The sequence below is a fragment of the Veronia pacifica genome (assembly GCF_001707825.1).
In the GTDB taxonomy this organism is placed as follows: Bacteria; Pseudomonadota; Gammaproteobacteria; order Enterobacterales; family Vibrionaceae; genus Veronia; species Veronia pacifica.
The window spans coordinates 87,337-113,096 of record NZ_LYBM01000004.1 but is presented as its reverse complement, the minus strand read 5'-3'; the positions used below and the strand labels follow the sequence as shown (position 1 = coordinate 113,096).

The 25,760-nt window shown below is 44.4% G+C and carries 22 protein-coding genes and 1 tRNA gene; 12 read left to right on the top strand and 11 right to left on the bottom strand.

The window, feature by feature from the left end; translation table 11 throughout:
* Positions 1-43 precede the first annotated feature (43 nt).
* From dnaG to A8L45_RS04150, 4 genes are all read left to right on the top strand, one after another.
* Positions 44-1,795, top strand: coding sequence for a DNA primase (dnaG, locus tag A8L45_RS04165; protein WP_068899542.1), 1,752 nt, complete (start codon positions 44-46; stop codon positions 1,793-1,795).
* A 94-nt stretch (positions 1,796-1,889) separates the two neighbouring features.
* Entirely contained in the window at positions 1,890-3,728 is a 1,839-nt protein-coding gene (rpoD, locus tag A8L45_RS04160) for an RNA polymerase sigma factor RpoD (protein WP_068899540.1), read from the top strand.
* Positions 3,729-3,882: 154 nt separating this feature from the next.
* Positions 3,883-3,958: transfer RNA gene (locus tag A8L45_RS04155), tRNA-Ile, on the top strand.
* 210 nt (positions 3,959-4,168) lie between these two features.
* Entirely contained in the window at positions 4,169-4,483 is a 315-nt protein-coding gene (locus A8L45_RS04150; RefSeq protein ID WP_068899538.1) for a hypothetical protein, read from the top strand.
* A gap of 12 nt (positions 4,484-4,495) precedes the next feature.
* Here the strand turns inward: A8L45_RS04150 and A8L45_RS04145 are convergent, their stop codons facing one another.
* A complete protein-coding gene (locus tag A8L45_RS04145) occupies positions 4,496-5,086 on the bottom strand; it encodes a cytochrome c oxidase assembly factor Coa1 family protein (protein ID WP_068899536.1) in 591 nt (196 codons plus the stop codon).
* Between the two features lie 983 nt (positions 5,087-6,069).
* On the opposite strand from A8L45_RS04145, the gene A8L45_RS04140 reads away from it, so the two are divergent.
* The 3 genes from A8L45_RS04140 to A8L45_RS04130 are packed head-to-tail and all read left to right on the top strand — an operon-like array spanning position 6,070 to position 8,389.
* Positions 6,070-7,263 carry a ParB N-terminal domain-containing protein gene (locus tag A8L45_RS04140; protein ID WP_068899531.1) on the top strand — a complete coding sequence of 398 codons (1,194 nt, stop codon included), beginning with the start codon at positions 6,070-6,072 and terminating at the stop codon, positions 7,261-7,263.
* Positions 7,263-8,132 (top strand): hypothetical protein, encoded by an 870-nt coding sequence (locus A8L45_RS04135; protein WP_068899530.1) that lies wholly within the window; start codon positions 7,263-7,265, stop codon positions 8,130-8,132. Before A8L45_RS04140 ends, A8L45_RS04135 begins: the two co-directional genes overlap by 1 nt.
* Complete coding sequence (locus A8L45_RS04130; RefSeq protein ID WP_068899529.1) at positions 8,084-8,389, top strand: hypothetical protein; 306 nt, start codon at positions 8,084-8,086, stop codon at positions 8,387-8,389. Before A8L45_RS04135 ends, A8L45_RS04130 begins: the two co-directional genes overlap by 49 nt.
* A gap of 141 nt (positions 8,390-8,530) precedes the next feature.
* Here A8L45_RS04130 and A8L45_RS04125 read toward each other — a convergent pair whose 3' ends face one another.
* The 4 genes from A8L45_RS04125 to A8L45_RS04110 form a co-directional block, all read right to left on the bottom strand.
* The gene (locus A8L45_RS04125) at positions 8,531-10,477 is read right to left on the bottom strand and encodes an AAA family ATPase (protein WP_068899527.1); all 1,947 of its coding nucleotides are present in this window, start codon (positions 10,475-10,477) and stop codon (positions 8,531-8,533) included.
* A 190-nt stretch (positions 10,478-10,667) separates the two neighbouring features.
* Positions 10,668-10,949, bottom strand: a complete 282-nt coding sequence (locus A8L45_RS04120; RefSeq protein ID WP_068899525.1) for an NERD domain-containing protein — start codon at positions 10,947-10,949, stop codon at positions 10,668-10,670.
* Positions 10,950-11,143: 194 nt separating this feature from the next.
* A complete protein-coding gene (locus A8L45_RS25180) occupies positions 11,144-11,434 on the bottom strand; it encodes a tyrosine-type recombinase/integrase (RefSeq protein WP_068899523.1) in 291 nt (96 codons plus the stop codon).
* A gap of 147 nt (positions 11,435-11,581) precedes the next feature.
* Positions 11,582-12,142: a P-loop NTPase family protein gene (locus tag A8L45_RS04110; RefSeq protein ID WP_175401901.1), complete on the bottom strand. Its 561-nt coding sequence runs from the start codon at positions 12,140-12,142 to the stop codon at positions 11,582-11,584.
* Between the two features lie 370 nt (positions 12,143-12,512).
* Between A8L45_RS04110 and A8L45_RS04105 the strand changes: the two genes are divergently transcribed.
* Positions 12,513-12,755, top strand: a complete 243-nt coding sequence (locus A8L45_RS04105; protein ID WP_068899519.1) for a hypothetical protein — start codon at positions 12,513-12,515, stop codon at positions 12,753-12,755.
* Between the two features lie 270 nt (positions 12,756-13,025).
* On the opposite strand, the gene A8L45_RS04100 is transcribed toward A8L45_RS04105, so the two are convergent.
* The 3 genes from A8L45_RS04100 to A8L45_RS04090 form a co-directional block, all read right to left on the bottom strand.
* Positions 13,026-13,862 (bottom strand): SDR family NAD(P)-dependent oxidoreductase, encoded by an 837-nt coding sequence (locus A8L45_RS04100; RefSeq protein WP_068899517.1) that lies wholly within the window; start codon positions 13,860-13,862, stop codon positions 13,026-13,028.
* Positions 13,863-14,238: 376 nt separating this feature from the next.
* Positions 14,239-14,907, bottom strand: a complete 669-nt coding sequence (locus A8L45_RS04095; RefSeq protein WP_068899515.1) for a type II secretion system protein — start codon at positions 14,905-14,907, stop codon at positions 14,239-14,241.
* A gap of 241 nt (positions 14,908-15,148) precedes the next feature.
* Positions 15,149-15,805 carry a TetR/AcrR family transcriptional regulator gene (locus tag A8L45_RS04090; protein ID WP_068899513.1) on the bottom strand — a complete coding sequence of 219 codons (657 nt, stop codon included), beginning with the start codon at positions 15,803-15,805 and terminating at the stop codon, positions 15,149-15,151.
* Between the two features lie 278 nt (positions 15,806-16,083).
* Here A8L45_RS04090 and A8L45_RS04085 point away from each other — a divergent pair, with 278 nt between their 5' ends.
* From A8L45_RS04085 to pykF, 4 genes are all read left to right on the top strand, one after another.
* Entirely contained in the window at positions 16,084-17,037 is a 954-nt protein-coding gene (locus tag A8L45_RS04085) for an alpha/beta fold hydrolase (protein ID WP_068899511.1), read from the top strand.
* Positions 17,038-17,060: 23 nt separating this feature from the next.
* Positions 17,061-18,362, top strand: a complete 1,302-nt coding sequence (locus A8L45_RS04080) for a sterol desaturase family protein (protein WP_068899509.1) — start codon at positions 17,061-17,063, stop codon at positions 18,360-18,362.
* Between the two features lie 318 nt (positions 18,363-18,680).
* On the top strand, positions 18,681-20,729 hold the full coding sequence (locus A8L45_RS04075) for a M20/M25/M40 family metallo-hydrolase (RefSeq protein WP_068899507.1): 2,049 nt from the start codon (positions 18,681-18,683) through the stop codon (positions 20,727-20,729).
* A 769-nt stretch (positions 20,730-21,498) separates the two neighbouring features.
* The gene (gene pykF / locus A8L45_RS04070; RefSeq protein WP_068899506.1) at positions 21,499-22,911 is read left to right on the top strand and encodes a pyruvate kinase PykF; all 1,413 of its coding nucleotides are present in this window, start codon (positions 21,499-21,501) and stop codon (positions 22,909-22,911) included.
* Between the two features lie 71 nt (positions 22,912-22,982).
* Here pykF and A8L45_RS24400 read toward each other — a convergent pair whose 3' ends face one another.
* From A8L45_RS24400 to A8L45_RS04055, 3 genes are all read right to left on the bottom strand, one after another.
* Positions 22,983-23,123 (bottom strand): hypothetical protein, encoded by a 141-nt coding sequence (locus A8L45_RS24400; RefSeq protein WP_175401900.1) that lies wholly within the window; start codon positions 23,121-23,123, stop codon positions 22,983-22,985.
* A 187-nt stretch (positions 23,124-23,310) separates the two neighbouring features.
* A complete protein-coding gene (ilvN, locus tag A8L45_RS04060) occupies positions 23,311-23,808 on the bottom strand; it encodes an acetolactate synthase small subunit (RefSeq protein ID WP_068899502.1) in 498 nt (165 codons plus the stop codon).
* Complete coding sequence (locus A8L45_RS04055; protein ID WP_217492117.1) at positions 23,808-25,541, bottom strand: acetolactate synthase 3 large subunit; 1,734 nt, start codon at positions 25,539-25,541, stop codon at positions 23,808-23,810. Before A8L45_RS04055 ends, ilvN begins: the two co-directional genes overlap by 1 nt.
* Positions 25,542-25,760 lie beyond the last annotated feature (219 nt).

Here is a 25,760-nt window from a genome sequence, read left to right as displayed (position 1 = left end):
AGACATTTTCCCTCCCATTCAAAAAGGTTGGTGATCGTAAATTATGGCAGGCAAGATCCCACGCGCCTTCATTGATGACCTACTGGCTCGGCTCGATATCGTTGAACTTATCGATGCCCGGGTAAAGCTCAAAAAACAGGGCAAGAACTACGGTGCCTGTTGTCCTTTCCATAACGAAAAAACCCCCTCGTTTACCGTCAGTCAGGAAAAACAGTTTTATCACTGCTTTGGCTGTGGGGTACATGGCAACGCCATCGACTTTGTTATGGAGTTCGACCGCCTTGAGTTTGTTGAAGCCATAGAAGAACTCGCCGGTCAGCTTGGACTGGAAGTTCCCCGCGAGCAGGGTTCAGGCCCACGCGGCCCCTATGCCCGCAGCGATCAAAAACGAGACCTGTACCAGACCATGGGACAGATCGCCCAGTTCTATCAAGGTGAACTGCGCGGCAGTAAAGGCCAGACCGCCATCGACTACCTGAAAAACCGAGGGTTATCCGGCGAGATCGTACAGCAGTTTGGCATTGGCTATGTCGCCGATGAATGGGATCAGGTCAAAAACCGATTTGGCCGCGATAAAGACAGCCAGCAGGCACTGGTCAGTGTTGGCATGTTGATAGAGAACGACAATGGCCGCCGCTACGACCGCTTTCGTGGCCGGGTCATGTTTCCAATCCGCGACCGACGCGGACGAGTGATCGCCTTTGGTGGTCGGGTACTGGGAGACGGCACCCCCAAATACCTCAACTCACCGGAAACCCCCATCTTCCACAAAGGCCGCGAGCTATATGGTTTATACGAGGCACTGCAAAGCCATCGTGAACCAAATCAGTTATTGGTCGTAGAAGGTTACATGGATGTAGTGGCACTGGCACAGTTTGGCGTCGATTACGCCGTCGCTTCACTGGGCACCTCAACCACTGCCGACCATGTACAAATGCTGTTTCGGCAAACCTCCACCGTTGTATGTTGCTACGACGGAGACCGCGCCGGACGCGATGCCGCATGGCGTGCGATGGAGCAGGCCCTGCCCCATCTCAGCGATGGCCGACAGCTTAAATTTATGTTCCTGCCAGATGGCGAAGACCCGGACTCATGCATCCGACAGGAAGGTAAAGAAGGGTTTGAAGAACGCCTGAAAAGTGCCATGACACTGTCAGACTTTATGTTCTCCACCCTGATGACTCAGGTAGATTCGAGCAGTAACGAGGGCAGAGCCAAGCTCAGCACCCTCGCCGTCCCGCTGATAGATAAAGTGCCGGGTGGCACGTTACGACTATACTTGAGAAAACAGCTGGGCCAGAAACTCATGCTGCCGGACGAAAGTCAGCTGGAAAAACTGCTCAGCAAAAACGGGAAAAGTCAGGCCAAGCGCCCGACAGCAGAGCTGAAACTCACGCCAATGCGTGCCTTAATATCTCTGCTATTACAAAACCCTGACTACGTTGAGCACGTACCGCCACTTGATGGCATGAATGAGCCAGACATTCCGGGATTAGATTTATTTGTCTCGTTACTTGAATTGTGTCGAACCCGTCCCAATATCACTACGGGCCAGATTTTAGAAAATTGGCGAGAGTCAGATAAAGCGGCAATGCTCGCCACACTCGCCAGTTGGAAAGTACCGAACGATACAGAAGACGATATTTTGAATGTCTTCTTGGATGCACTGGACAACGTTCTTGCCCAGTGTGTCGAAAAACAAATAGCTAAGTTACAAGCAAAGTCGAACACTCTTGGCTTATCAGTCGAAGAAAAACGGGAATTGCAGTTGTTAATCCTCAACCGACCCGATTAGAAACTAGTCAGTACTCTTGTGATTTGGTAGAATTGGAAGTTTGCGTTTCCGCATACTAAATTTCTTCACTCAGACCCGAAGTTGGATACCGTCTATGGATCAAAATCCGCAGTCACAGCTAAAGTTGCTTGTCGCCAAAGGTAAGGAACAAGGCTATCTGACCTATGCAGAAGTTAACGACCACTTACCGGAAGACATTGTCGATTCCGATCAGATAGAAGACATCATTCAGATGATCAACGACATGGGGATCCAGGTTGTCGAAACTGCTCCCGATGCCGACGAGCTCATGATGTCTGAGTCAGTAGCTGACGAAGATGCAGTGGAAGCTGCAGCAGCTGCTCTCTCCAGTGTGGAATCTGAAATTGGCCGCACTACAGACCCCGTTCGCATGTATATGCGTGAAATGGGTACCGTTGAACTGCTGACCCGCGAGGGCGAAATTGACATCGCCAAGCGAATTGAAGACGGCATCAATCAGGTACAGGTTTCTGTCGCAGAATACCCAAGCTCTATCTCTTATCTGCTTGACCAGTTTGACAAGGTTGAAGCAGAAGAACTCCGTCTGACCGATATTATCTCGGGCTTCATTGATCCTAATGAGCAAGACATTGCACCGACCGCAACCCACATCGGCTCAGAGCTGAGTGAAGCTGAACTTGAAGATGAAGATGACGACATCGACGACGACAGCGATGACGATGATTCTGAAGAAGATACCGGTATTGACCCGGAACTGGCGCGTGAGAAATTCTCAGAGCTACAACGCTCATACGAGAACATGAAGAATGCCATCGACACGCACGGCCGCTTCCACGAAACCACCGCTGTAGCGGTTGAAGGACTGTCTGAAACATTCAAGCAGTTCCGACTGGTGCCAAAACAATTCGACCGCCTGGTCACGGACATGCGTGAAACCATGGACCGTGTACGTACCCAGGAACGTCTGGTGATGCGCCTTTGTGTTGATCAGGCCAAAATGCCGAAGAAAACCTTTGTTCAACTCTTCTCAGGCAATGAGTCGAGCGACAACTGGATTGACGCGGCACTGGCAATGGACAAACCATTTACCGAACGTGTTGCCAAGTACGAAGAAGACCTGCGTCGCTGCGTACAAAAGCTGAAGATCATCGAAGAAGAGACTGGCCTGTCTGTTGAGCGAATCAAAGACATCAGCCGCCGTATGTCTATCGGTGAAGCCAAAGCACGCCGCGCCAAGAAAGAAATGGTAGAAGCTAACCTGCGTCTGGTTATCTCAATCGCCAAGAAGTACACCAACCGTGGCCTGCAATTCCTGGATCTGATTCAGGAGGGTAACATCGGTCTGATGAAAGCGGTTGATAAGTTCGAATACCGTCGTGGTTACAAGTTCTCGACCTATGCGACATGGTGGATCCGTCAGGCAATCACTCGTTCGATTGCTGATCAGGCGCGTACCATCCGTATTCCGGTTCACATGATTGAAACCATCAACAAACTGAACCGAATCTCTCGTCAGATGCTGCAGGAAATGGGCCGTGAGCCAATGCCTGAAGAGCTGGCAGAGCGCATGCAGATGCCAGAAGACAAGATCCGCAAGGTACTGAAGATCGCTAAAGAGCCTATCTCGATGGAAACCCCAATCGGTGATGATGAAGACTCGCACATTGGTGACTTCCTGCCGGATGACACGCTGGAACTGCCAATGGACTCCGCGACCATGAACAACCTGCGCATGGCAACTGGTGAAGTTCTGGCGGGCCTGACGCCGCGTGAAGCGAAAGTGCTGCGCATGCGTTTTGGTATCGACATGAACACCGACCACACGCTGGAAGAAGTAGGTAAACAGTTTGACGTAACCCGTGAGCGTATCCGTCAGATTGAAGCGAAAGCCCTGCGTAAGCTGCGTCACCCAAGCCGTTCAGAGGTACTGCGCAGCTTCCTGGATGAGTAAAAACTCACCAATAAAGCGGTAAAAATGAGAAGGCGGGCACATCCCGCCTTTTTTGTTTGTCTCAGATGGTTTAAACGGTTAAAAACCGCGCGGAATTGGAGAAAGGTAAGCTAGACAGCCCTATGCTCTTCCCCTATAATCAACCACCTACAACGGCCCCTTAGCTCAGTGGTTAGAGCACTCGACTCATAATCGATTGGTCCGCAGTTCAAATCTGCGAGGGGCCACCATATTTAGAAAGGCCTGAACGGTTTATCACTGTTCAGGCCTTTTGCTTTTCTAAAGCAACTCAAGCAATAACCACTTCTTCTGCAAATAGACATTACATTCCTCGGCACAGAAGAGTGAACCCCTTCGATAAATCAACGTGCCAAGCTATTCGCTTTCTCACTTCGAACGTACCCTAACCTTGATAACTCTCACTAAAGGGAACACTGGGAATGCGCCACTACTTGATCACCACTCACCAACCGCCAAAGTTTTACCGAGTAGACGGCAGCATTGCAGAAGTTGAATTAACTTACGTCGCTCAAAAAGACTATTGGACGCTAGACGGGAGTGGAAACCTGACAAATAAGCTCATCTGTAGTGGCTCTTCATCAATCGCCAGCGGTCATTGGATGGTTCGTAACATTGAAGGTGCAATTGAAGAGCTTCAGAAAGCCGAGATATACCCGTTTGAAAGTAAACAAGCGGCTAAACAATACGCCAAGCAGCTTGCGATAACGTCATTTAAATACCTTTCGATACCCTAGTAGGCGTTATAACTAGTCACACGGAATGAGTATGTCAGGTTGTTTACTGTTGGCGTATTGAATGCTGAGGCATTCAAGCTGCCAAACCTGATTAACATGACTAGCGTTAACGAAAAGCTTACCCTTGCCATTAACACCTTGAACATCAAACGTCATCTCCGCAAAGCCTTTTGCTTCATAACCTCTTTGCGTTCCAGCATAAAGCGAATATTCGTAAGGCTTACCAATATTGGCTTGGAAGCTCTCACTTTGCTCCAAAGCAACTAGGGCAAGGCTGGCGTATGGCGCATTTTCAAACTCACTCACACCTTTATTTACATATGTCACTGCGAAAGCTATGAGCGCGATATAGAAAACCAGCGTGCCCAAGGTCCACTTTTTCTGCGTGGCTTTAAATGCCTCAATACTTTCCCAATGATTATTCTGCCAAGCCCACTGATTCGCTCTAGCACCAACAACAAAGAGATAAAAAAAGCCAAATAATGGTATGTAAACCAAAAACGTTTTGTAGCATTTAAAACGGATCCCCCAGATTATGCTGGTTAAGAATGCTCCCCAGTTCCAGCCTTTAATTTCTTCTGGGATATATTTGTCATTATCCATATGACTTGATACCTACTATTCGGTGATTTCTGCTCTCTAGGCTACTCACTTCAGGTCGGATGGCAATGCAGTACGATAAGATTTACCTGCAATATCAAGCAAAGGTAAAGTTATTCCAAACAAGCCAAGACCATCTATGTATTTAAATATGAATGGATTGCTACGATGAGATCCCTGCTAATCCGCAATAATCAAACAGATTGGCGAGTACAGGCCTACTTCGCAGTGGGGCGCATAAAGCCCTAGCATCGATCCAAGCACAAAGCGGTAACCGCCCACTATCGACAGATTCTAATAAACCACCTTTGGTCACAGGAGCTACGTCTGAGATTTCATCAAGTCTATAGAAGCGTCTTTTTTCCATACCAATCCTTTTAATTAAGATTTAAGGCTTTGCTGCCGAACCATAAGGCCTTTAGGCCAACGCTGTAACTAGGGCAAGTGAAAATGCGGCCTCGTCGGCCTACAGGCTCAGTAAATTCATTGAAATATAAACGAATACATAATTAAGTCTAAAGGCAAGTGTATCGGAGTGGGTGTATTGATTTGGTGACGTTGATCGAGGATTTAGCTGCAATCAAAAGGGGGAGTTCTTTGTGCTCTCGATGAAGGTAATAGCTTAATGGTTATACGGCATGAATGCTAAAAATAGCTAACTGAAACAGCTAAAATACACTCTGCATCGCCTAAAACGACACGTCAAAATCTAGATAAAGATTCAAAAATATAAAGAAAGAATTAGCGCTCTTTACACATCACAGAAAGTACTTTAACTACGTCGAACAACTAAACCCCTACTTTTCTTAAGAATAAAGAACTACTCTCGGATATCTACGCTTAGCCTCATATCAAGTGCAGAACTTTACTATTTGACTAAATTTATACACAGAGCCTTTGTCTACTTACAGGACAATAACTCAAAGTCATGATACATTCTGGCTTTCAAGACTACATTTAGTCGTACGGCCAAAGCTGAGGGGTTTATGTTACACAAGCTTATTGAGAAAAAGCTGAGATGCACATCTATCATTACACCGATGAAAATATCGGATTATCTAGATCTCATTGATGATGTCTATAAAGATAAAGGTGGATTACAAGGGCAGAGAACACCTTTAAAAACAAAAACAGCATTAGTTATACGTGATCGTATGGTTAAGGACATTCAGAATAATGCTATATTACCTCCTGTTGTAATAGGTATTCTAGTTGAACCAATAGAGATTGAAAAATTCAACAGTATTGATAATCTCGATGAGTTGCTAAAAATTGCGAAAAAGGATATTCCCGGACGTCTGTCTGTAATTGATGGCATGCAACGAACTACAGCTATAGCTGAAGCTATTGAATTGAACCCGAGTGTAAAAAATAATGAGTTGAGAGTAGAGTTCTGGGTATCAGATAGTCTTAACAGCCTTATTTACAGAATGCTGGTACTAAATACAGGTCAGGTTCCATGGGAGGTATCTCGTCAGTTAAATACTGTATATAATCCTCTACTCAAAATAATTAGTGATAAAGTGAGTGGAAATATTGATATATTCAACCAAGATGAAGAATCAAGACGAAGAACAAGAGCTGGTCAGTATCAAAGCGAAAAGTTGATTGAGTTACTATTACTTTTCTCTGCAAGAAAAAACCACATTGAATTAAAAAGTACTATTTCAGAAGATTTCGCACGATTAGATATAATTGAATCGTCTTCACATGAGCGATTCCTCGACTATTTCATCAAGACAATTGAACTACTAACTAGCTTTGATAAAACCATTTCTAGATATGAATCTAAAGGCGAAGTAGAACAAAGGTTGATTAGGTTTAAAACTGGTAAAGATATATTTAAATCATTCCCGGCAATGGTTGGGTTTTGCGTAGCAATGTCCATATATATTTTTGATCAACCTGGATTTGATATAGATTGGGATGAATCAGAACTAAAGTTTGAAGTAATCTGTAAGAAGCTCGAGTTGTTTTTTGAAAGAGTAGAAAAAATGAATAATGAACAACTTGAAAAGCTGCTGGATATAGAGAATTTAGACCTGCTACTAAGTGTAAAAAGTTCTAAGGTTGGTCAATTTGAAAGGAATTTTTTCACAACATCTTTTTTAACACTTTTAGAAGGTATAGAAAAAATAGAAAACTCGTTAAAACCATGCTGGAGAAGGGCAGGTAATTAATGGCTAAAGTAAGATATGATGAATATATTAAGTCAATATTCGAACCAATCGTAGCTTTAGCAAAAATCGGGGATATCAAAAAATTAAAGACCGCAGGATTAAATCCAGAAATACAGTCAGAGCAATTTGAGCGATTTGATTCATTAGAAGTATACTCTGACGAAGTAATAACATTACGAAATGGGGATTTCATAGCGAAATTAAAATGTAAAGATGAGTATTATATAGTTATTTCTACAGAGTTTTTTCCAAGCTGTGATACGGATAAATTATTTGATTGTATAGATAATTTAAATGCACAAGAGCATCATATCGAAGAATGCTTTTTTATTAAGCTTTGCTACCATCTACAAGGTTTCTACAAACCCTCGCTTGAAAATAGCCAAGATAGGGAGTTAGAAGAAAAGCTTGCTTTGGGGCATAGAGAAGAAAAAGAATCTTATCAGGGCCATGAAATTGACGAGTTAATTGATGTATATCGTCCCATTAAGGTATTTAAGCTAGATAGTAACTCTGTAATTCCTGAACTTGGGATATGGTATTTAGCGGCAAAACTTGCTTTATATTGTCCATGCCTTAGATCTGAGAACATCAATAGTGATATATTAAGTACAGCAAATAACATTATTGAATTAAATAGTGCAAATTATGAAAATATATATTTATCTCTTACATCACTTCATTGGAAACATATATATTTAGAAGTTTATAGGTGTATAGAGGGACTATATTATTTACCATGGATGCTAACCCTAAGAGACCAAATTGGTACGAACAAAAATGCATTTGAGTTAGCGAAGATAGTCCAAGAGTCTATAAAATGGAGAGAGAAAGAGAAAGAATCTATAAAAATCTCTTCTCTTTACTAACATTTGATTGCTTTGATACATCAGGTATTTCAGGTGGTAAATTTATCGATGGTTTAACTCTATCTGATAAAGATGAGCACAAACGACTAGTTGCAGGAAAAATCTACTCTATAAGAAATCAACTTGTTCATCAAGAAGATTATGAAGAGCAAGAGAAAGTGAAAATCACTCATTCATGCTGGCCTCCTCTAACATTATTTTTATATAAGGCTGTTGAGTATCTCTTTAGTGAATACGAATTACATTTATCTCAATAATACATTTTTATAAATATAGTTTACTAAAGTAAACGAAGTAATTTATCTATACCCTATATTTAAATATTAGGGTATAGTTCTTAAAATTTGAAGAAATTAATAAAACAAAAGTCATATTAGTGAAATAGGATGACACTATCACTAAATAACTTTTATTATAACTACAAATTTACCTTTCCCAATTTTTTTTAGTATATTCGAGCTCTCTAAAAACACGATTGAATTAGATACAAATGCTGCAATAGAAGCATCTGAAAGTTCATTCCTTATACTTGGAGAGCAGCGTTTTACAAAATCAATTACAGATTTATTTATAATTAGTATATCTTTATTATGTTTATTATTAAAAATTAAATAAAAGATATGGATAATAATCGTTTTTGTTATGTAATTATCTGCTTTATTTATAATAGATAATATTTCATATTTTATAAAGTCATCCAGTTTATTCATAACCAAAAGTGAAGCGCTTAAAAAAGGAGATATGTTATTCTTACTTTCTTTACTAAGAGTTTCCTCACCCTTAATTATATTAATTATCTTACTAAAGCGATTTTTAATTTCATTTTTACTACATATCATATCATAGAAAGAAAAGTTATCATCACAATTTCCACATCCAAAGTCACTGATTACTTCGCAACCACATTTGGAACAATTATTTAATTCATAATCAGAAACTCTAGATCTCAGTGTTATGTTTTTATTTCCAGAAACTCTAAAATGATTTAGGCTTCTATCAGTCCAACTGATTATACCGTCTATATGGGTAACTTCTAAATGACATAGAATAAGCTCTTGGAGTAACGGGTATTTTTCCGAATAAAAAAAGTAGCTATTCCATTTTTCGCACCAATATAGATTTAATATATCTCTAATCTCTAAATTGAATTTTAATCCTGAGTGTTTACTAAAAATTTTATTTTTCAATAAACCTTTTTCTGCCAATGACTTTACTCTTTCAGGATCTTTTTTATAAATTAAACGTCCCAGCTCACCATAGTCGCCATATTGTATATGATTAGCACTTAAAATTACAATACAACGACTAGTAGCTCTGGAATAAGCACAGAAGAAATCAGTTTGACTCATATCTGATGGTGCATAGATTATAACTATTGGCTTTTCTAATCCTCGATACTTTCCAATATTTTCTAATTCAATTCCAACTGGAACCAAGTCAATTGGAACAGTTACCTTTGCTGGTTTTAAAATACAAATATCAGACTTAGCGATGCCATCACTCAATAATCTAGCAATCGCTTTTTTAAGTTTTTCAGATTGATCAAAAGTAACAACTCTATTTAATGTATCTTTTTCAAATTCTCTTCTATTAATAACTGAATAGTCAGGAGTGCTAAATAACTTTAGCTCCTCACAAACTGCTTTAGGCATTCGCATACTTTCAGTTAATAAAAAAGCTTTGACGTTCATTAGGCTTTCTAAAAAAGCTAGATTTACTGAATTCTCATAGCCAAATGCTTGTGCGTCATCACACATAACTACAATTTTTTTATCCCTAAAACACTCTTCAAATAACCTCCATGATTCCTCACTTATTGCTTGCCCCTCATCTACTAGAAGAACATCAAATTCTGATAGTTTATTCTGTTTAACTATATTCCTTAATGATTCTTCAATACAAAAAGTAAAAACTCCCTCTTCACTATATTCAGTACAAAGCTTATTAAAGCTAAATACCTTACAATCGCTAGTTCCTTTGAGCTCATCAGAAATTTTATTTGAAAGGAGTCTGTTAAATGTGACAACTAATGTTTTTTTACCTTGAACAGCCAGTTGCCTACAGACATGAATGAGTACAATAGTTTTACCAGAACCCGGCCAACCAGTTATTATCGTCCGCTGTTTATCCATAGCCTTTTTCGAAATATATATCTGGTCATCAGTAAGTTTAAGCCAAGTTCTATTATCATCTTTTATTCTAGAAATCCAACATGCTTTGTTATAGACTTGAGGAATTAAGCAATCAACTATTTTTTTTACGCCATATTGAGTGAGAGGTTTTATTGCTAGTAGGTCTTTATAGTAGTCCATTATCTCTACTATTCTAATAGCTTCTCTCCCCAAGTCTCCTGAGTCTATGACTAAACGAATTTTATTATGTGCATCCTGATATTCGGGTGGTAGATTAAAACCTACATCTATTTTAGGAAAAAAATAGGCTCTACCTAATCTTGTATGAATATTATTTTTCTTTAATAAATCTTGTATGGAAAAAACGCCACGATTAAGTTGATTGAATGGATCAAAGTGGCTTTTACTTCCACCCTGGCTGTAGAAGTAACCATTTACATCTCTGAAGAATTCCCCCTACTTCTACAGCTAAAACACCTCTAATTGGATGAATGACTAAAAAGTCAACTTCACCAATTGCGCTTATATCACCATAAATTTCTTTAATTGCAGAAGATAACCACGGCACTGAATGTATGACCGTATAGGTATCATCTAAACCATTTTTTAATAAATTATAAAACTTCGGTTCTGCATAGTGACTCTCATTAGTCTTCGGACCAAAAGTTGGATACATCTTTGCCATATAACATTTCTAAATTTTTATTCTAGAATAATTTAATTGAACATCCATGTTCAGAAAAATACTGTTTTTAAATTAATGATAGTAAATACCAGCGCAATATTTTCTAACTATATTATCTTTAAGTTCCATCGACATTTTTAAATATCCTATCAATAAATACAAGTGGACTAGTTAAACTTTCAGTAAAAATGGTATTAACAAATCAAATTTACAGCTGCCGCCTTATGCTCTGGCGCTAAGTGTGTATACCTTAGCGTCATCTTTAGGCCTGAATGGCCTAGTAACTCGTGAACTCTGTTCAAATCAACACCCGCCATCATCAGCTTACTGGCAAAGTGGTCACGTAGGTCGTGAAATTTAAAGCTCTCAATCAATGCAATATCGAGCACAGTGACCCATGGCTTTTTAACGTCTGTGAGTGGTACGCCTGTTTTGCCCTGAAACACATAGCTGTTATCTGGGGTTTGCGTTCGCCACTCACTCAAGGTTTCAGAGGCTTCATTATTCAGCGGTACGGTTCGCCTGATTTTGACTTGGCGTTAGCAACTGAAAGATGGCGTATTTTTGCGGAAGTAAAATGTCCAATGCGTGCAAGTGGCAACATAGCCACCTGCACGCACAAACCCATCTCGCTAACTTCCAGAACACCCCACTCTATGCTCAACCCCATCAAGCGAGGCTAAAAATTCTTTTGCCTGACGGCGGCTCTGAATGCGGACAAAGCGGATGTGTGAGTAGTCGGTTGCGTTTAAATCCGCTTCATAGCGACGCTTTATTTTGTGGTAGTTCCTTATCGTCCACCAAACAATCGACTCTTTGGAGAACAGCTTTTTGAGCGACTCTGTGTTTCCTGTGCCCGGCCAAATCTCCTTGTTTGACATTACCCGCATTAAGGCGCGCTTAATGGCCTGAATGAGCGTTCGCGTAAACGAGTAATCAATCCAGACAACAGTATCTACGTCCTTCCATTTTATCGGTCGGGTTCTGTTGTAGTTGCCGTCCAATACCCAGGCATCCCGTTCGAGCGCGGTACTGAGATTGGCAAAAAATTCCTCATCTGAAGACATCTGCCAATTGGGCTTCCAAAATATCGCATCCATCTCTAAATAAGGTACGCCGAGCTTTTCAGCCAACTGTTTTGAGAAAAATGATTTACCGCTTCCGCTGGTGCCGACCACATTGATTTTCTTCATAAAGATGACCTCTCAATAAAAGGGAGCAGAAGCGTAACGATTTACTCAAGGGTAACAACGGGTCACGATGAAAATTGCGACTGACGATGAAAAGGTAAGCGCGGTGTTTCGACGAGACTGGCAAACGGGAAGGATGAGGATTTAATGCTGTGAATCTGTGGCGCTGTTACGCGATGACGACTCGGGCGACCGGGCTATTACTTGGTATATAGATTAATCAGCAGCAGAAAAATAACTTCTCTCTGTAAATAAAGATAACTTCACATTCCGTATCAATACTGGATTTTATACGCAGAAGTGCATCAACGGCCAGAGGTTCTGGTATGCTTGCAGCCGTTATGGCTTATAGCAATTAAGGAGTAGTCATTAAATGGATAAAGCCGTCAAAGTGTTGTTTGTTGTCAGTCTGTTGGTTGCCATTATCGAGAGCGTCAACTTTGCCACTGGTGGATTTTTGCCTGCGCAGTTAGCCTCTGTCGCCAAGTGGTTTGGCTTCACACTGATGTTTTTGGGCTGGGTAAGAGAGAAAAACTACGAGACTCTGCCCACTGAAACAAAATTCGGTTTGGTGTTGGTCGTTATCAGTGTGGTGGCGTGGTTTTTCTTGATGTAACGCGATAAACCGCCTGCTCACAACCCTTTGCTCACTGCATTTTTTGCCCTGGCTTTTATAAAGCAGGCCATGTGCTAGCTGGCCGTTAGGCTAATTGATAGAAGGCCGTTAGGGTAAGTGATGGCTTACTTTTATCATCTTCTATCACCTACCCTCTGTCTCTTTCTATTAAAGTGGCCGCGTTTAACACTCTTTTGCTTTTCAGCACTGAGGGTCAAATGGGCGGTCACTTTTTCGTTTTAACGTCTCATGTTCAATGCCCAGAGACGATTAAACGATTGGGTTGTCGATTCTCGACACTCTGCCAACTATCCCCGGAATAAGCCGTTTCATGAAATACATAAAGTGGCTCTCCAGCGTGACAGGACAAACGCCTTTGTTGCGTTTCACCGCCTTCACTATCTGCTCGGCCACGCGGTGGGGCAAAAAGTTACGCTTTTTGTAGAAGGCGACCATTTTGTCGAGAGATTCCGGCTTTTCTGCCATTTCTCCCTCGGCCAGCGCATTCTCCACGATGGGGGTATACACAATGCCGGGACAAATGGTGCTGACCCCAATCCCGTACTTTGCCATGTCTGCACGTAAAGACTCACTAAAGCCAAACACGGCAAATTTACTGGTGCTGTAGATGGATAAGTCTGGCGGGGCAAAGTAACCTGCCAGCGAAGACAGGTTGATCACGTGGCCTGCCTGTTTGCGATTTCTTTTGGCAGCCTCCACCATACGGGGCAAAAAGGCATGGCAGCCGTGAACGACGCCCATTACGTTGACGGAAAGCACTTTCTGCCAGCTTTCCAACTGGGTGTCGATAAACCGTCCTGCGGCACCGATTCCGGCATTATTTACCAGTATATCGATATGATCGATTTGTTGATGAATGGTATTGGCCAGCTCGTTCATCGCCTCTGCATCGGTGACATCGCAGTAGTGAACGCTTACCTCTCCACCTGACTCACGAATGGTATCGGCCGTTTCTTTGTTTCCTAGTTCATTAATATCTACCAACCACAACTTCGCGCCTTCTTGAGCAAAGGCAATGGCGGTAGCCCTGCCAATACCACTGCCTGCGCCTGTAACTAAAACATGTTTGTCTTTTATGTTTTTCATTGTGTTGTGTTCCCCACTAAAGGTCAGTATGCATATAAGCTTTGCAACCCAATGCTTATATAGCCTTAAATGAAGCACACTTTGTCGCCCCTTTTTGTTCATATGCCGCCCTCTTCTTCTCATGCGCCGCCCAAACAGCGCGTTTCTTTTTTTTGGTACAACGTTGCGCTGATGTATGACTCACAGCGGTTAAAGAGGGTTTACCGCAGGAGTGAGTAATTGCAGTAAGAAGCATGAAAGGAAGGAAGGCAAGATAAGAAATAGACGGCTCACCTCACTACCAAACGGCCATGTCGCAACCTTTAGTATGATGACTTGCTGATAATGAGGTGGAGGGAAGAAAGCTGTATAACGAAAGAATGCTCTCTCAATCGTTTTACTTACAGGGTGAGACGCCGAGCTTATAGCTGCGGCCAGGCCTGCTGCCTGCATACCAGATGTAGCAACTGTGCTTTTTAAGCGTGTTGTTGCCAGGGTTGCTTTTGTTGATGTTCACGTTATCGCGAAAAGAGAACAGAGCAAGAAGAACACTAGTGCCTGTTACCCCCTGTGCTTGTCGGTCGTTGTTACCCCAACCCGCAAACACTATGTCGTCTTTCTGGCCGATACCATCGACAAGTGATGAGAGGGTTTTCGATCCCGCTGACGGGTAACCCATCATGAAATAGCAATCGTGCCCACAGAAGGCAAAGGGGTTACGACCCGGTTCGTCATCGCCAAAATAGCCGCCACGGACTGCTCTTCTCAGCTCGCTATGTTTTGGATTCCATCCTGCAAGACCTGCCATTACCATTTCAGCATGGGTCATTTCAGCGGTTGATGCGATGTTTCCGGCCACTGACTTGAGTGCGGCGGTGCGGGCGTCAGCAGAAAAAGAGGTATAGTGAGCTGACGCGATTACCGCCAAGGTTGCCAGTATCACGATGGTGACTATCATGCTGACCAGCGTGAAACCCTGGGCCGTACGCGGTGTTTTTCTCCGTTGTGATTTCACGGGGAGAGATGCGCTGAGGACGTCAACGCAATCAAGTTGTTCTGAGATCATATCTGTACTCTTACTGCACAATGAGAAAATCCGTTAAACGTTCACTAAGGTTACATATCCCAATGCAACAGCGTTTTGTATTCTAGTTTTATTATGAACAACGTTCAAATAAAGTTGTTCAATGATGATGATATTTATTTTGAGTTGCAGAGGCTTATTGTGAGTCGCAGAGGCTCAGGCTATGTAAGTAGCGGCGAGTGGGTGCTGGCAGATGACGCATTAAAGTGAGGCGAATACGCGATCACTGGGTGGGTTCTATCACTTCCACTGCGCTCATCATTTGATCCATCATGGCGTCTACCAGCTTTTCTTCAGTGAGCATGGGTGAGGGGTCGACTGTCCATTTCATAAAGATATAAATCATTGCATTAACAGTCACATACATTCCGGCATAGCCCCGTCTGATCCGATAACGGTGGCTGTTATGCAGCAGATATGCCTGCAAAAAATCCGTGAGCAGCCTTTCAATTAATACCGCTGCACTGCCCTGTGCCAGCAAGGGAGCTTCGCGCAATATGGGTTTGATCACATTGGGATAACTGTCGTAGTAACGCAGCATGACCACTAACCCTGATCGCAGCAAGGTATCGGCATCTATATCAATATTCATTGCCAGAAACTTCTGCAGGATCTGCTCCACTTCCAACAGTGATCGCTCGATGATCCCGGCCAGAATGCTCTCTTTGTTGGAGAAGTATTGATACAGGGATCCAATACCCACCCCGGCACGATCTGCCACCTTGTTGGTGGTCATGCTTTGCAATCCGTTGTCCCTGATGATCTCGATACCGGCATTGAGAATGCAATGCACCATGGCAATGGAGCGCGGCTGTCTTGGGATCTTTATCAGGGAAGTCGCGGGTAATGGTGCATTGGGATCTATCGGTATGGTAGGCATGTCTTCCCCCCTCCGGCCATGTACTCAAATGCGAGTACTATACGAGTATATTTATAATTTATGATATACCCAAATAAGCCAAAGGTGCAGTAACAGAGGCCCTTTCTACTGTTTCAGTATAGGGATAACCGCTTAATTTAAGGCTGGTTTCGGTTATATGCATCAGATAAATGTCAGTAGCTAGTTCATCGAAAGTAACGGATTAACACACTTATTTTCAGTTGTTTAATAGAAGAATAAACAGGTGACAAGAAGTGAATGTGAGGAAGGAACGAATCATGAATAGTCTGGTAAAACACGGTATCAAGCTTGCGGCAGGCTTGCTGCTTTGTGGCTTGAGTTTGTCGGCCTCTGCATCAATAGGGCAATGGACATTTGAGACAAACCGCTCTTTTGAGGCCATGCTGGCGGGGCTGGATGAGCAAAGTGTGAACGTGGGTAAAGACAAGTGGATTTACTACGTGAAGCAGGACAGCGATAACAAAGCAGACACCTGCTTGGTGCTGATACACGGATTTACCGCTGAGGCCTCGCACTGGTTCCGTTTTGCCAGAAATATCGATAGTGCTGGCTGCATGATAGTGCCAGACCTGCCGGGCTTTGGCCGCAGCTCATATTTTCCTGAGTCAGATTATGCGATTTCTCAGCAGGTTGCCCGCCTGAATCACTTTTTACAACACCTGGATTTAGCCAAGCGCTATCACCTTGTTGGCTCTTCAATGGGCGGACATATCGCGGCGCTTTATACCATTACGCATCCTGAAGATGTGTCCAGCCTGACACTGGTCAATGCAGCAGGCGTGATAACACCCACCCAAACCGAACTGGACAAAGGTAAAGGCGAAAACAGCAGGCCAATCTTCGAGCCGGAAACACAGGCTGACTATGAGCGTACGCTGGATATGACCATGTCTGATCCACCTTGGGTGCCTTTCTGGGTTCGTAATTATCTTGGAGAGGAGGCTATTGCCCGTACACCTCGTCATCGTCAAATTTTCCGTCAGGTATACCGCAAGGATCTGCTGGATAACCAGCTCAGCAATATTTTCGTGCCGACACTGATCCTCTGGGGTGATCAGGACAAGTTACTGAGTCCGGATATGGCGGATGTTTTTCATAATAAGATCCCGGGATCGGAAAAGGTGATTTTCAATAATATTGGTCACCTCCCCTTCCTTGAAGTACCAAGCAAAGCAGCAGATGTCATCGATCTCCATATTTCTCAACGTTAATTACGTCTTTGGGAGGATTGAGTATGCAAAAACCTTCTCAACCGTTGTCGGCATCAAAACCCGCAGAAGAGTCGAGTACGCCGAAACGTAAAAAAAGAAGCTGGCTGTATTTATTGTTTAATGCCGAGATCCCAGATCTACCTGACAGCCTCAAGTTTATCGAGCGGATATCACTGATCGGTTTTATCGTGGTATTTACCTTTGTCATGGTACAGACCTATCCGGGGATCTTTCTTGGGTTCGGTCTGGGTGACGCGTGGGAATGGTCGCTGATTTTATCTTTCTTTACCGATCTTCATGATGATTCCCCCATATTATTCTGGCTATCTTTACTGGCGCTGGGGGCTAACCTTGCCAACAGGCTACAGTTGTTCCTGCGCGGACAACTGGCATACTCCAGCAATGATTCGGCTTTGCCGATAAAAACCATTGTGCTGTTTATGGTCGCTAACAGTCTTAACGTGGTGTTTGTTTTCGCAACTGTGGTGATGATTGGTACCATAGGTTGGTGGTTGGGGTTTGATTTTCAGGCGGGCTTTAATGCGGTAGAAAATCTCATCCATGCGGCGATCACCTTGGCAGACTCTATTCCCACTGTGATTGAGTTACCTTTGCTGGCGGCATTTATTCTGACCTATGTGGCGCAGGGCTTCTTCCATTACTGGGTACACCGTTTGTGCCATTTGAATCGTTTTATGTGGCTGACCCTGCACAGGTTTCATCACATGCCGGACATCCTGACACCTGCGACGACTAATGTGGTGATCACGTCCATTCCATTTTTCATCGGTGTGGTGTTTGCCAAAACCTTCCTGTTTGCAGCAATTGCCAAGCTGTTTTATGAAGAACACCTCTTTATGGAGATGTTTTTCTTCCACCTGATCATCACCTTTGCTGACCCTTATGGTCATCAGACTGCGCTGTTCAAGGAAGGGATCCGCTCCCGCTGGACGAGGGTGCTGTGCTTTATTTCCGGTAACGGACTTTACCACTACCTGCATCACTCCAATGATGAGGAGATTGTTACCTCCAATACTACCAATCAGGTGAATATAGGCGGCGGTATTGCTTATTGCTGGGATATTGTATTCGGCACCTTTAAGGAGCTGCCAAAACCTGACGCTCCCAAACCAGATGTGGGTTTATGGGGCAAGCCCAAGCTTCATCACAACCCTATCCGCCTGCTGCTCTCAGGGATACTACAGATAATGTATGAGGTGTATTACAACAAAGGATGGCTCACCAAAGCCAAGTGTATTTTTGGCTCTGTGAATTACACGCCGCCCATCACCCGACATTTTCACATCAGCGAGGAAAGCCAGTGATTTACTGGCTCCTTAACCGAGCAAAACATTGATTTCATTGTTAATTTGTTGATCGCTCTCACTGGAGTTATTTGCCCATTCAATAACAATCATCATTTATATCGTGGTCACTCTCAAGGCTGAGTTGAAACTATATTTTCCTGTCTCGCTGCTATTTCCTTTCAAATAGTCTGGATATGCTTTTCCGGACAATGTAGTAGCCTGTCAGTCTGATATGTGGCCACGAAACGAAGTCTCATTACGCAGTATTTCTCATTGCCAGATATCGAGTGGTTTGTCCCTGAAACTCATACCCTTTTCTAATAAGGACATATCACTATGTACAAATCTTTACTTGCTGTGTCACTGATGCTGCCAGCGGCAGTCAGTGCAGAGCAGCTATGGTTGACGGTGGACAAAGATACACTGCCAACCATATCGTCACTGAACGGATACGCTCTGGTATCGGATGTGAAGGGCTTTGCCGCCTCTCCGGCCGCAGTGATCCGTATTGACAGTGACCAACAGGACCTGCTCACTGCCCTGATGCACGATGACTTTTTTCGTTGTCCGGGCTACATGGTCCACAACTCGCGGGAAGATGCTGAACAGGCCATTCTCGCGGCGCAGCTCAAAACCGATTTCACTGCCCCCTCCCTGACAGCCAAATCCGATATTCCGAACTGGCTGGGTCAGGTACAGGAATCGCGGATCACTGACATGATTCGTTCCCTGTCGAATTTCACCAACCGCTTTTACACCACGACTCACGGTGTCAATTCGGCAAATTATATTCATGATGAATGGCAGTCGTTGGCGAGTGGCCGTTCAGATATGACGGTTGAAAAATATAACCACAGAGACTGGCCTCAGGACTCAGTCATTCTTACCTTTAAAGGCCATACCAAACCCGATGAGATCGTGGTCATCGGTGGTCACCTTGATTCAACGGTAGGCAGAAGCACAGGCGAGAACACCCGCGCACCGGGTGCAGACGATAACGCCTCCGGTATTGCGACCTTCACCGAAGTAATTCGGGTACTGGCAAGCCAGCCTAACTTTAAGCCCGACCGCACCTTACAATTTATGGGTTATGCGGCAGAAGAGGTGGGCCTTAAAGGCTCGGCTGAAATTGCGGCTGAATATAAGAACACCAATAAAGACGTTAAGGGTGTTCTTCAGTTGGATATGACCAACTACCACGGCTCAATGGATGATTTCTACTTTATCAGTGATTACACCAACGACGAGCAAACCCGGTTCCTGAAATCTCTGGTCTCTGAGTATTTACCGGAGTATCGCGCCAATTCGACCGCGTGTGGCTATGCCTGTTCTGACCATGCTTCATGGCACCGAAATGGCTTCCCGGCGTCTATGCCGTCTGAATCAAAATTTGGTGAACACAACAAGGCGATTCATACCGTCAACGACACGCTGGCGCAAAGTGGTCATGCCGCCGCTCATGCTTTCAAGTTTGCCAAGCTGGCACTGGTTTATGCGGTTGAAATGACTGACTTAGGTGGTGATTCTCTCGAAAGTCCGGTCGCTGGGTTCAGCTACTCGAAAGATGGCAGTACTGTCGCTTTCACTGATCAGTCAACCGATGATAAGGGCATTGTCGATTATCGCTGGAGCTTCGGCGATGGTAATGAGTCTACGATGACATCACCCAGACATACCTACAGCAGCGCGGGTACTTATTCTGTCAGGCTTACGGTTACTGACGCAGATGGCCTGAGCGATATGGCGACGAAAGAAGTGACTATCAGTCAAACCTGTCTGCTGAGCGAATCTGCGCCTGAGTGGTCAGAAACCACATCCTACTCGATGGGCGACAGAGTTCGCTACAACGGCAGCATTTATGAGGCGATTTGGTGGTCGACCGGTGCCCGCCCTGACATCTATACCAATGTATGGAAGAAGGTGGGTGACGGAGATGATGACGATGACACAGGTTGTAAGAATGAGCCGCCACAATCGCGCTTCAGCTTTGATGTGAATGATCTTAAGGTCACGTTCAGCAACCAGTCGTCAGACGATAAGGGTGTTGTCAGCCACCTGTGGACGTTCGGTGATGGTCAGTCCAGCACTGCGGAGGCTCCGTCTCATACTTACCGTAACTACGGCGAATACACAGTGACACTGAAAGTCACTGATGAGGAAGGCCTGAGCAGTACCCTGAGTGAAAGCATCGTGCTTAAAGACAGTGGTAATCCTGACAATTGTAGTGAGCCAGCATGGTTAGCCGACAAGGTGTATCTATCAGGCGATATCGTCTCTCATCAGGGCAAACGTTATAAAGCCAGATGGTGGACTCGCGGTAAAGATCCAGCGACCTCTGGACAGTGGGGTGGATGGGAAGCATTGGGTGCCTGCTCGGTAAACTGATCTATTCGGCAAACTGACTAGTCTGTAAACCATCAATCATGAAACATTAATCAAAAGGCCAGCACGTCGCTGGTCTTTTTTCATCACAGTGACAGGCGCGTGCGTTGTCTTTCACAGCCATGCGTCACAATGTGCGGTGAATTATTGAAAGAACTACTTACCCCGGTTAAGCGGGGAATTTTTCGCCTTTTTTTACACCGCATATCACGCATTCAATATTATCTCGCTGCGTTTTAACGTTTATGTAATGTGTTGATTAGTCACCTCAAAGCAACAGGTTGAATTTTATACTTTTTGTTACATTTTTTTGTGACTAAAAACAAATTAATCACATACAGGCTGTAAACAATTGGTTAATAATCCGCTCGGGCAATCTTCACATTTGCTCGTCTTGACGTTACTCAATGGTGATCTAGATAACATAGTGTGGTAAATTTACCTTCGAAAATTTTAAGAATGTGTAACCATCCCGGCAGCTTACAAAATATCCTTCTTCAGAGCTTTGATCCTCTCACAGCGGTTTAAGATCAAAATTCCGTCTTATTTTGTAGGTATACTGGCTTCTAGTGCGCGACAAGTTGTGTTTTTCAAGCGACATGAACGCTTCAACAACATAATTACGCTTTAAATTTTTTGAATTAACCCTGTGTAAGAGCCCAAAAATATCGGCGTCTGCTTTACCGATGTTTGTTGTTTTTTTACGAAAAAATATTGGGGCTCACACAGAAATAATTTTTCTGGGTAACATTCACACCGGAGACAATCCCGCATGAAAAAGACCAAAATCGTTTGTACGATTGGACCAAAAACTGAATCTAAAGAGATGCTGACCAAGCTGGCTGACGCTGGCATGAACGTTATGCGCCTTAACTTCTCACACGGTGACTTCGACGAGCACGGTAAGCGTATCGCTAACCTGCGTGAAGTAATGAAAGAAAGCGGTAAGCAGCTCGCTATTCTCCTCGATACCAAAGGTCCTGAGATCCGCACTATCAAGCTTGAAGGCGGCAGCGATGTGTCTCTGGTTGCTGGACAGCAATTCACTTTCACAACTGACGCTTCTGTAGTCGGTAACTCAGAGCGTGTTGCAGTAACTTACCCGGGTTTTGCTCAGGATCTTAAGCAAGGCAACATCATTCTTGTTGATGACGGTCTGATTGAAATGGAAGTGGTTGAAACCACGACCACTGAAGTTATCTGTAAAGTTCTGAACAACGGTGAGCTGGGCGAAAACAAAGGCGTTAACCTGCCGGGCGTTTCTGTAAAACTGCCAGCACTGGCTGAGAAAGATAAAGCTGACCTGAAATTTGGTTGTGAGCAAGGCGTTGACTTTGTTGCTGCTTCTTTCATCCGTAAGAAAGAAGACGTACTGGAGATCCGTGAGCTGCTAGAAGCAAACGGCGGCGCTGACATTAAGATCATTTCTAAGATCGAAAACCAGGAAGGTGTGGACAACTTCGACGATATCCTTGATGTATCTGACGGTATCATGGTTGCACGTGGTGACCTGGGTGTTGAGATCCCGGTTGAAGAAGTTATTTTCGCTCAGAAAATGATGATCGAGAAGTGTAACCGTGCACGCAAGATGGTTATCACTGCGACGCAAATGCTGGATTCGATGATCAAGAACCCACGTCCAACCCGCGCAGAAGCTGGTGACGTTGCCAATGCCATCATGGACGGTACTGACGCCGTTATGCTGTCTGGTGAATCTGCGAAGGGTAAATATCCTATCGAAGCAGTTAGCATCATGGCGCAAATCTGTGAGCGTACTGACGGAGCAATGAAAGCTGAAATGGGCTCTCGTCTGGATAGCTCTCGTCTGCGCATTACTGAAGCAGTGTGTAAAGGTGCGGTAGATTCAGCTGAGAAACTGGGTGCGCCACTGATTGTTGTTGCAACTCAGGCGGGTAAATCTGCACGCTCTATCCGTAAATACTTCCCAACGGCGAACATCATCGCTGTGACCACTGAGCAGAAAACGGCTGCACAGCTTTGTCTGACTAAGGGTGTAACGCCTGTAGTGGTAGATGGCTTTGAAAGCACTGACCAGTTCTACATCCATGGTAAAGAGATCGCGCTGGCATCTGGTCTGGCTCAGCACGGTGACATCGTGGTAATGGTATCAGGTGCATTGGTTGCTTCAGGCACGACCAACACCTCTTCTGTACACATGCTGTAATACGCTGTGCAGAAAGTAAAAAAGGAGCCAGTTGGCTCCTTTTTTTGTGCGTGGTTGTCAGCTTATCGGCATTACCAGCGAGTCAGTTCTTTACCGTGCGTATTGAACAGTACTGCCATTGGAACCAGATAAATCATGCTGATTTTCAACGCCAGAACGGCAAGGGTCACTGTCGTAGCTCTTACAAGACATTTATTGATCGTATGGAACACACTTACCTCTTATAAAATTTGTGTAGCAGTGAACAAAAAACAAGCGAAATGTGACGAGCGGCACAGTCTACATTTTAACCATCAGGATGCAAGTGAAAATCAGCCAGACTCGCTCAGCCTGTAGCAACCGTGATAAAAAAAGCCGGTTTTCACCGGCTTTTTGTTGGATTAGGCAGAATGAAACACACTACTGACGCAGTGCTCGCTCTCCACGGGCGATGCCGACCACTCCACTCCGGGCCACCTCAATTATGTCCGTTACCTGAGCCATGGCTGAGATAAAGGCTTCTATCTTCTCTGTGGTACCCGTAATTTGTACGGTGTACAGAGAGTTGGTGACATCGACTATCTGACCACGGAAAATGTCAGCAGTTCGTTTTACTTCTGCACGAGCAAAACCACTCGCCTTCACTTTCACCATTGCCAGCTCACGCTCGATATGGTCGGTTTCGGTAACATTACTGACTTTCAGCACATCAACCAGCTTGTGAAGCTGCTTCTCAATCTGCTCACGCTCAGAGTCTTTCACCACGGTGGTGGTGATGTTGAGGCGAGACAAGGTGGGATCATCGGTCGGTGATACTGTCAACGACTCAATGTTATAACCACGCTGTGAGAACAAACCTACGACACGCGACAGAGCACCCGGCTCATTTTCCATTAATATTGATACAATACTGCGCATCAGGTTCTCTCCGTCTTACTTAACCACATTTCATTCATCGCACCACCACGCACCTGCATAGGGTAAACATGCTCAGTCTCATCCACATTAATGTCGATGAAAACCAGCCTGTCTTTCATATCCAGACCACGCTTCAGTTCGCTTTCCAGTTCAGACGGATGGTTGATTCGGATCCCTACGTGACCATATGCCTCCGCAATCGCGGCGAAATCAGGTACAGAATCCATGTATGAGTGAGAGTGACGCCCCTGATAAATCATATCCTGCCACTGCTTCACCATACCGAGGAAGCGGTTGTTGAGGTTGATGATTTTTACCGGGATGTCATATTGCAGCGCCGTGGACAGCTCCTGAATGTTCATTTGGATACTGCCGTCGCCCGTCACACAGACCACTTCTTCGTCTGGCAAGGCGAACTTAATACCCATCGCCGCAGGCAGACCGAAGCCCATGGTGCCGAGGCCACCGGAGTTGATCCAGCGTCTTGGCTTGTCAAACGGATAGTACAGCGCAGCAAACATCTGGTGCTGACCAACATCAGATGACACGTAAGCGTCGCCGTTGGTCAGTTTGTATAGTGCCTCAATGGCTTCCTGAGGTTTAATGCGATCGTTATCTTTTTCATAGGCCAGACACTTGCGGCTGCGCCATTCATTGATCGATGACCACCATTCGGCAAGGGCTGCTTCATCGTTGGTGCCACCTTGCTCAACCAGCATTTTCAGCATACTGTCCAACACGGTGTCAGCAGAGCCAACAATTGGAATATCCACTGCAACGGTTTTCGAGATGCTTGATGGGTCGACATCAATATGCATGATCTTTGCACCCGGACAATATTTTTCCAGGTTGTTGGTGGTCCTGTCATCAAACCGCACACCAATACCAAAGATAAGGTCGGCATTGTGCATGGTCATGTTGGCTTCGTAGGTGCCGTGCATGCCCAGCATACCCACTGATTTGTCGCCAGTACCCGGGTATGAGCCCAGCCCCATCAGGGTGCTGACCACTGGAATGTTCAGGGTATCGGCAAGCTTGGCGACCTGCTCGCCGCAGTCTGCAATGATAGCACCGCCGCCGATATAAAGCGCCGGACGCTTAGCTTCCAGAAGCGCTTTCAAGCCACGCTTGATTTGTCCTTTGTGACCCGTCGTTGTCGGGTTATAAGAACGCATGGAGACCGTTTCTGGATACTCGTATTCGTGTTTTACTGCAGGATTCAGCATATCTTTCGGCAAATCAACCACTACCGGACCGGGACGGCCGCTGGCTGCAAGATAAAATGCTTTTTTGAGAATTGTCGGTATATCTTTGGCATCTTTGATCAGGAAGCTATGTTTGACCACAGGGCGCGAAATACCCACCATGTCACATTCCTGAAACGCGTCATTACCAATCAGATGGCTTGGTACCTGACCCGAGAGCACCACCATAGGCGCGGAGTCCATGTATGCTGTCGCGATACCAGTAATAGCATTGGTTGCGCCGGGACCTGATGTCACCAAAACAACGCCAACTTCACCAGTTGCACGGGCATAGCCATCGGCCATATGCACTGCAGCCTGTTCGTGACGAACAAGTACGTGATCGATATCGCTACCGTTTTGGTGAAGAGCATCGTAAATATCCAGGACAGAACCGCCGGGATAACCAAAGATGTGTTTTACGCCTTGATCGATCAAAGAGCGAACGATCATATCGGCTCCGGATAACATTTCCACTGTTGCCTCCATGTCTGCATAGTCAGGACTTATTTGTAGCCTGGGAAAGGGGTTAAAGCTGATCTGTGTCGGCTGTATACCCGCTATGCCTTCAACGCCGGTCGTAACAAGCGCTGAATCAGCCTAATAACTTTAACCTTTCGATATTACAAATGTCTATGAAGCAAACAGCTTTTGATTGCATTGTCTTAATTTAGCGTCATTAATCATCAATGGCACTGGCTTAACCAA

Coding starts and splice junctions, on each gene's coding strand:
- A8L45_RS04095 (WP_068899515.1), bottom strand. CDS start 14,907: ATGATCTCAGAACAACTTGATTGCGTTGACGTCCTCAGCGCATCTCTC.
- A8L45_RS04105 (WP_068899519.1), top strand. CDS start 12,513: ATGGATAAAGCCGTCAAAGTGTTGTTTGTTGTCAGTCTGTTGGTTGCC.
- A8L45_RS04100 (WP_068899517.1), bottom strand. CDS start 13,862: ATGAAAAACATAAAAGACAAACATGTTTTAGTTACAGGCGCAGGCAGT.
- A8L45_RS04055 (WP_217492117.1), bottom strand. CDS start 25,541: ATGGAGGCAACAGTGGAAATGTTATCCGGAGCCGATATGATCGTTCGC.
- ilvN (WP_068899502.1), bottom strand. CDS start 23,808: ATGCGCAGTATTGTATCAATATTAATGGAAAATGAGCCGGGTGCTCTG.
- pykF (WP_068899506.1), top strand. CDS start 21,499: ATGAAAAAGACCAAAATCGTTTGTACGATTGGACCAAAAACTGAATCT.
- A8L45_RS04090 (WP_068899513.1), bottom strand. CDS start 15,805: ATGCCTACCATACCGATAGATCCCAATGCACCATTACCCGCGACTTCC.
- rpoD (WP_068899540.1), top strand. CDS start 1,890: ATGGATCAAAATCCGCAGTCACAGCTAAAGTTGCTTGTCGCCAAAGGT.
- A8L45_RS04140 (WP_068899531.1), top strand. CDS start 6,070: ATGTTACACAAGCTTATTGAGAAAAAGCTGAGATGCACATCTATCATT.
- A8L45_RS04150 (WP_068899538.1), top strand. CDS start 4,169: ATGCGCCACTACTTGATCACCACTCACCAACCGCCAAAGTTTTACCGA.
- A8L45_RS04075 (WP_068899507.1), top strand. CDS start 18,681: ATGTACAAATCTTTACTTGCTGTGTCACTGATGCTGCCAGCGGCAGTC.
- A8L45_RS04110 (WP_175401901.1), bottom strand. CDS start 12,142: ATGAAGAAAATCAATGTGGTCGGCACCAGCGGAAGCGGTAAATCATTT.
- A8L45_RS04085 (WP_068899511.1), top strand. CDS start 16,084: ATGAATAGTCTGGTAAAACACGGTATCAAGCTTGCGGCAGGCTTGCTG.
- A8L45_RS04080 (WP_068899509.1), top strand. CDS start 17,061: ATGCAAAAACCTTCTCAACCGTTGTCGGCATCAAAACCCGCAGAAGAG.
- dnaG (WP_068899542.1), top strand. CDS start 44: ATGGCAGGCAAGATCCCACGCGCCTTCATTGATGACCTACTGGCTCGG.
- A8L45_RS04130 (WP_068899529.1), top strand. CDS start 8,084: ATGGAGAGAGAAAGAGAAAGAATCTATAAAAATCTCTTCTCTTTACTA.
- A8L45_RS04135 (WP_068899530.1), top strand. CDS start 7,263: ATGGCTAAAGTAAGATATGATGAATATATTAAGTCAATATTCGAACCA.
- A8L45_RS04120 (WP_068899525.1), bottom strand. CDS start 10,949: ATGGCAAAGATGTATCCAACTTTTGGTCCGAAGACTAATGAGAGTCAC.
- A8L45_RS04145 (WP_068899536.1), bottom strand. CDS start 5,086: ATGGATAATGACAAATATATCCCAGAAGAAATTAAAGGCTGGAACTGG.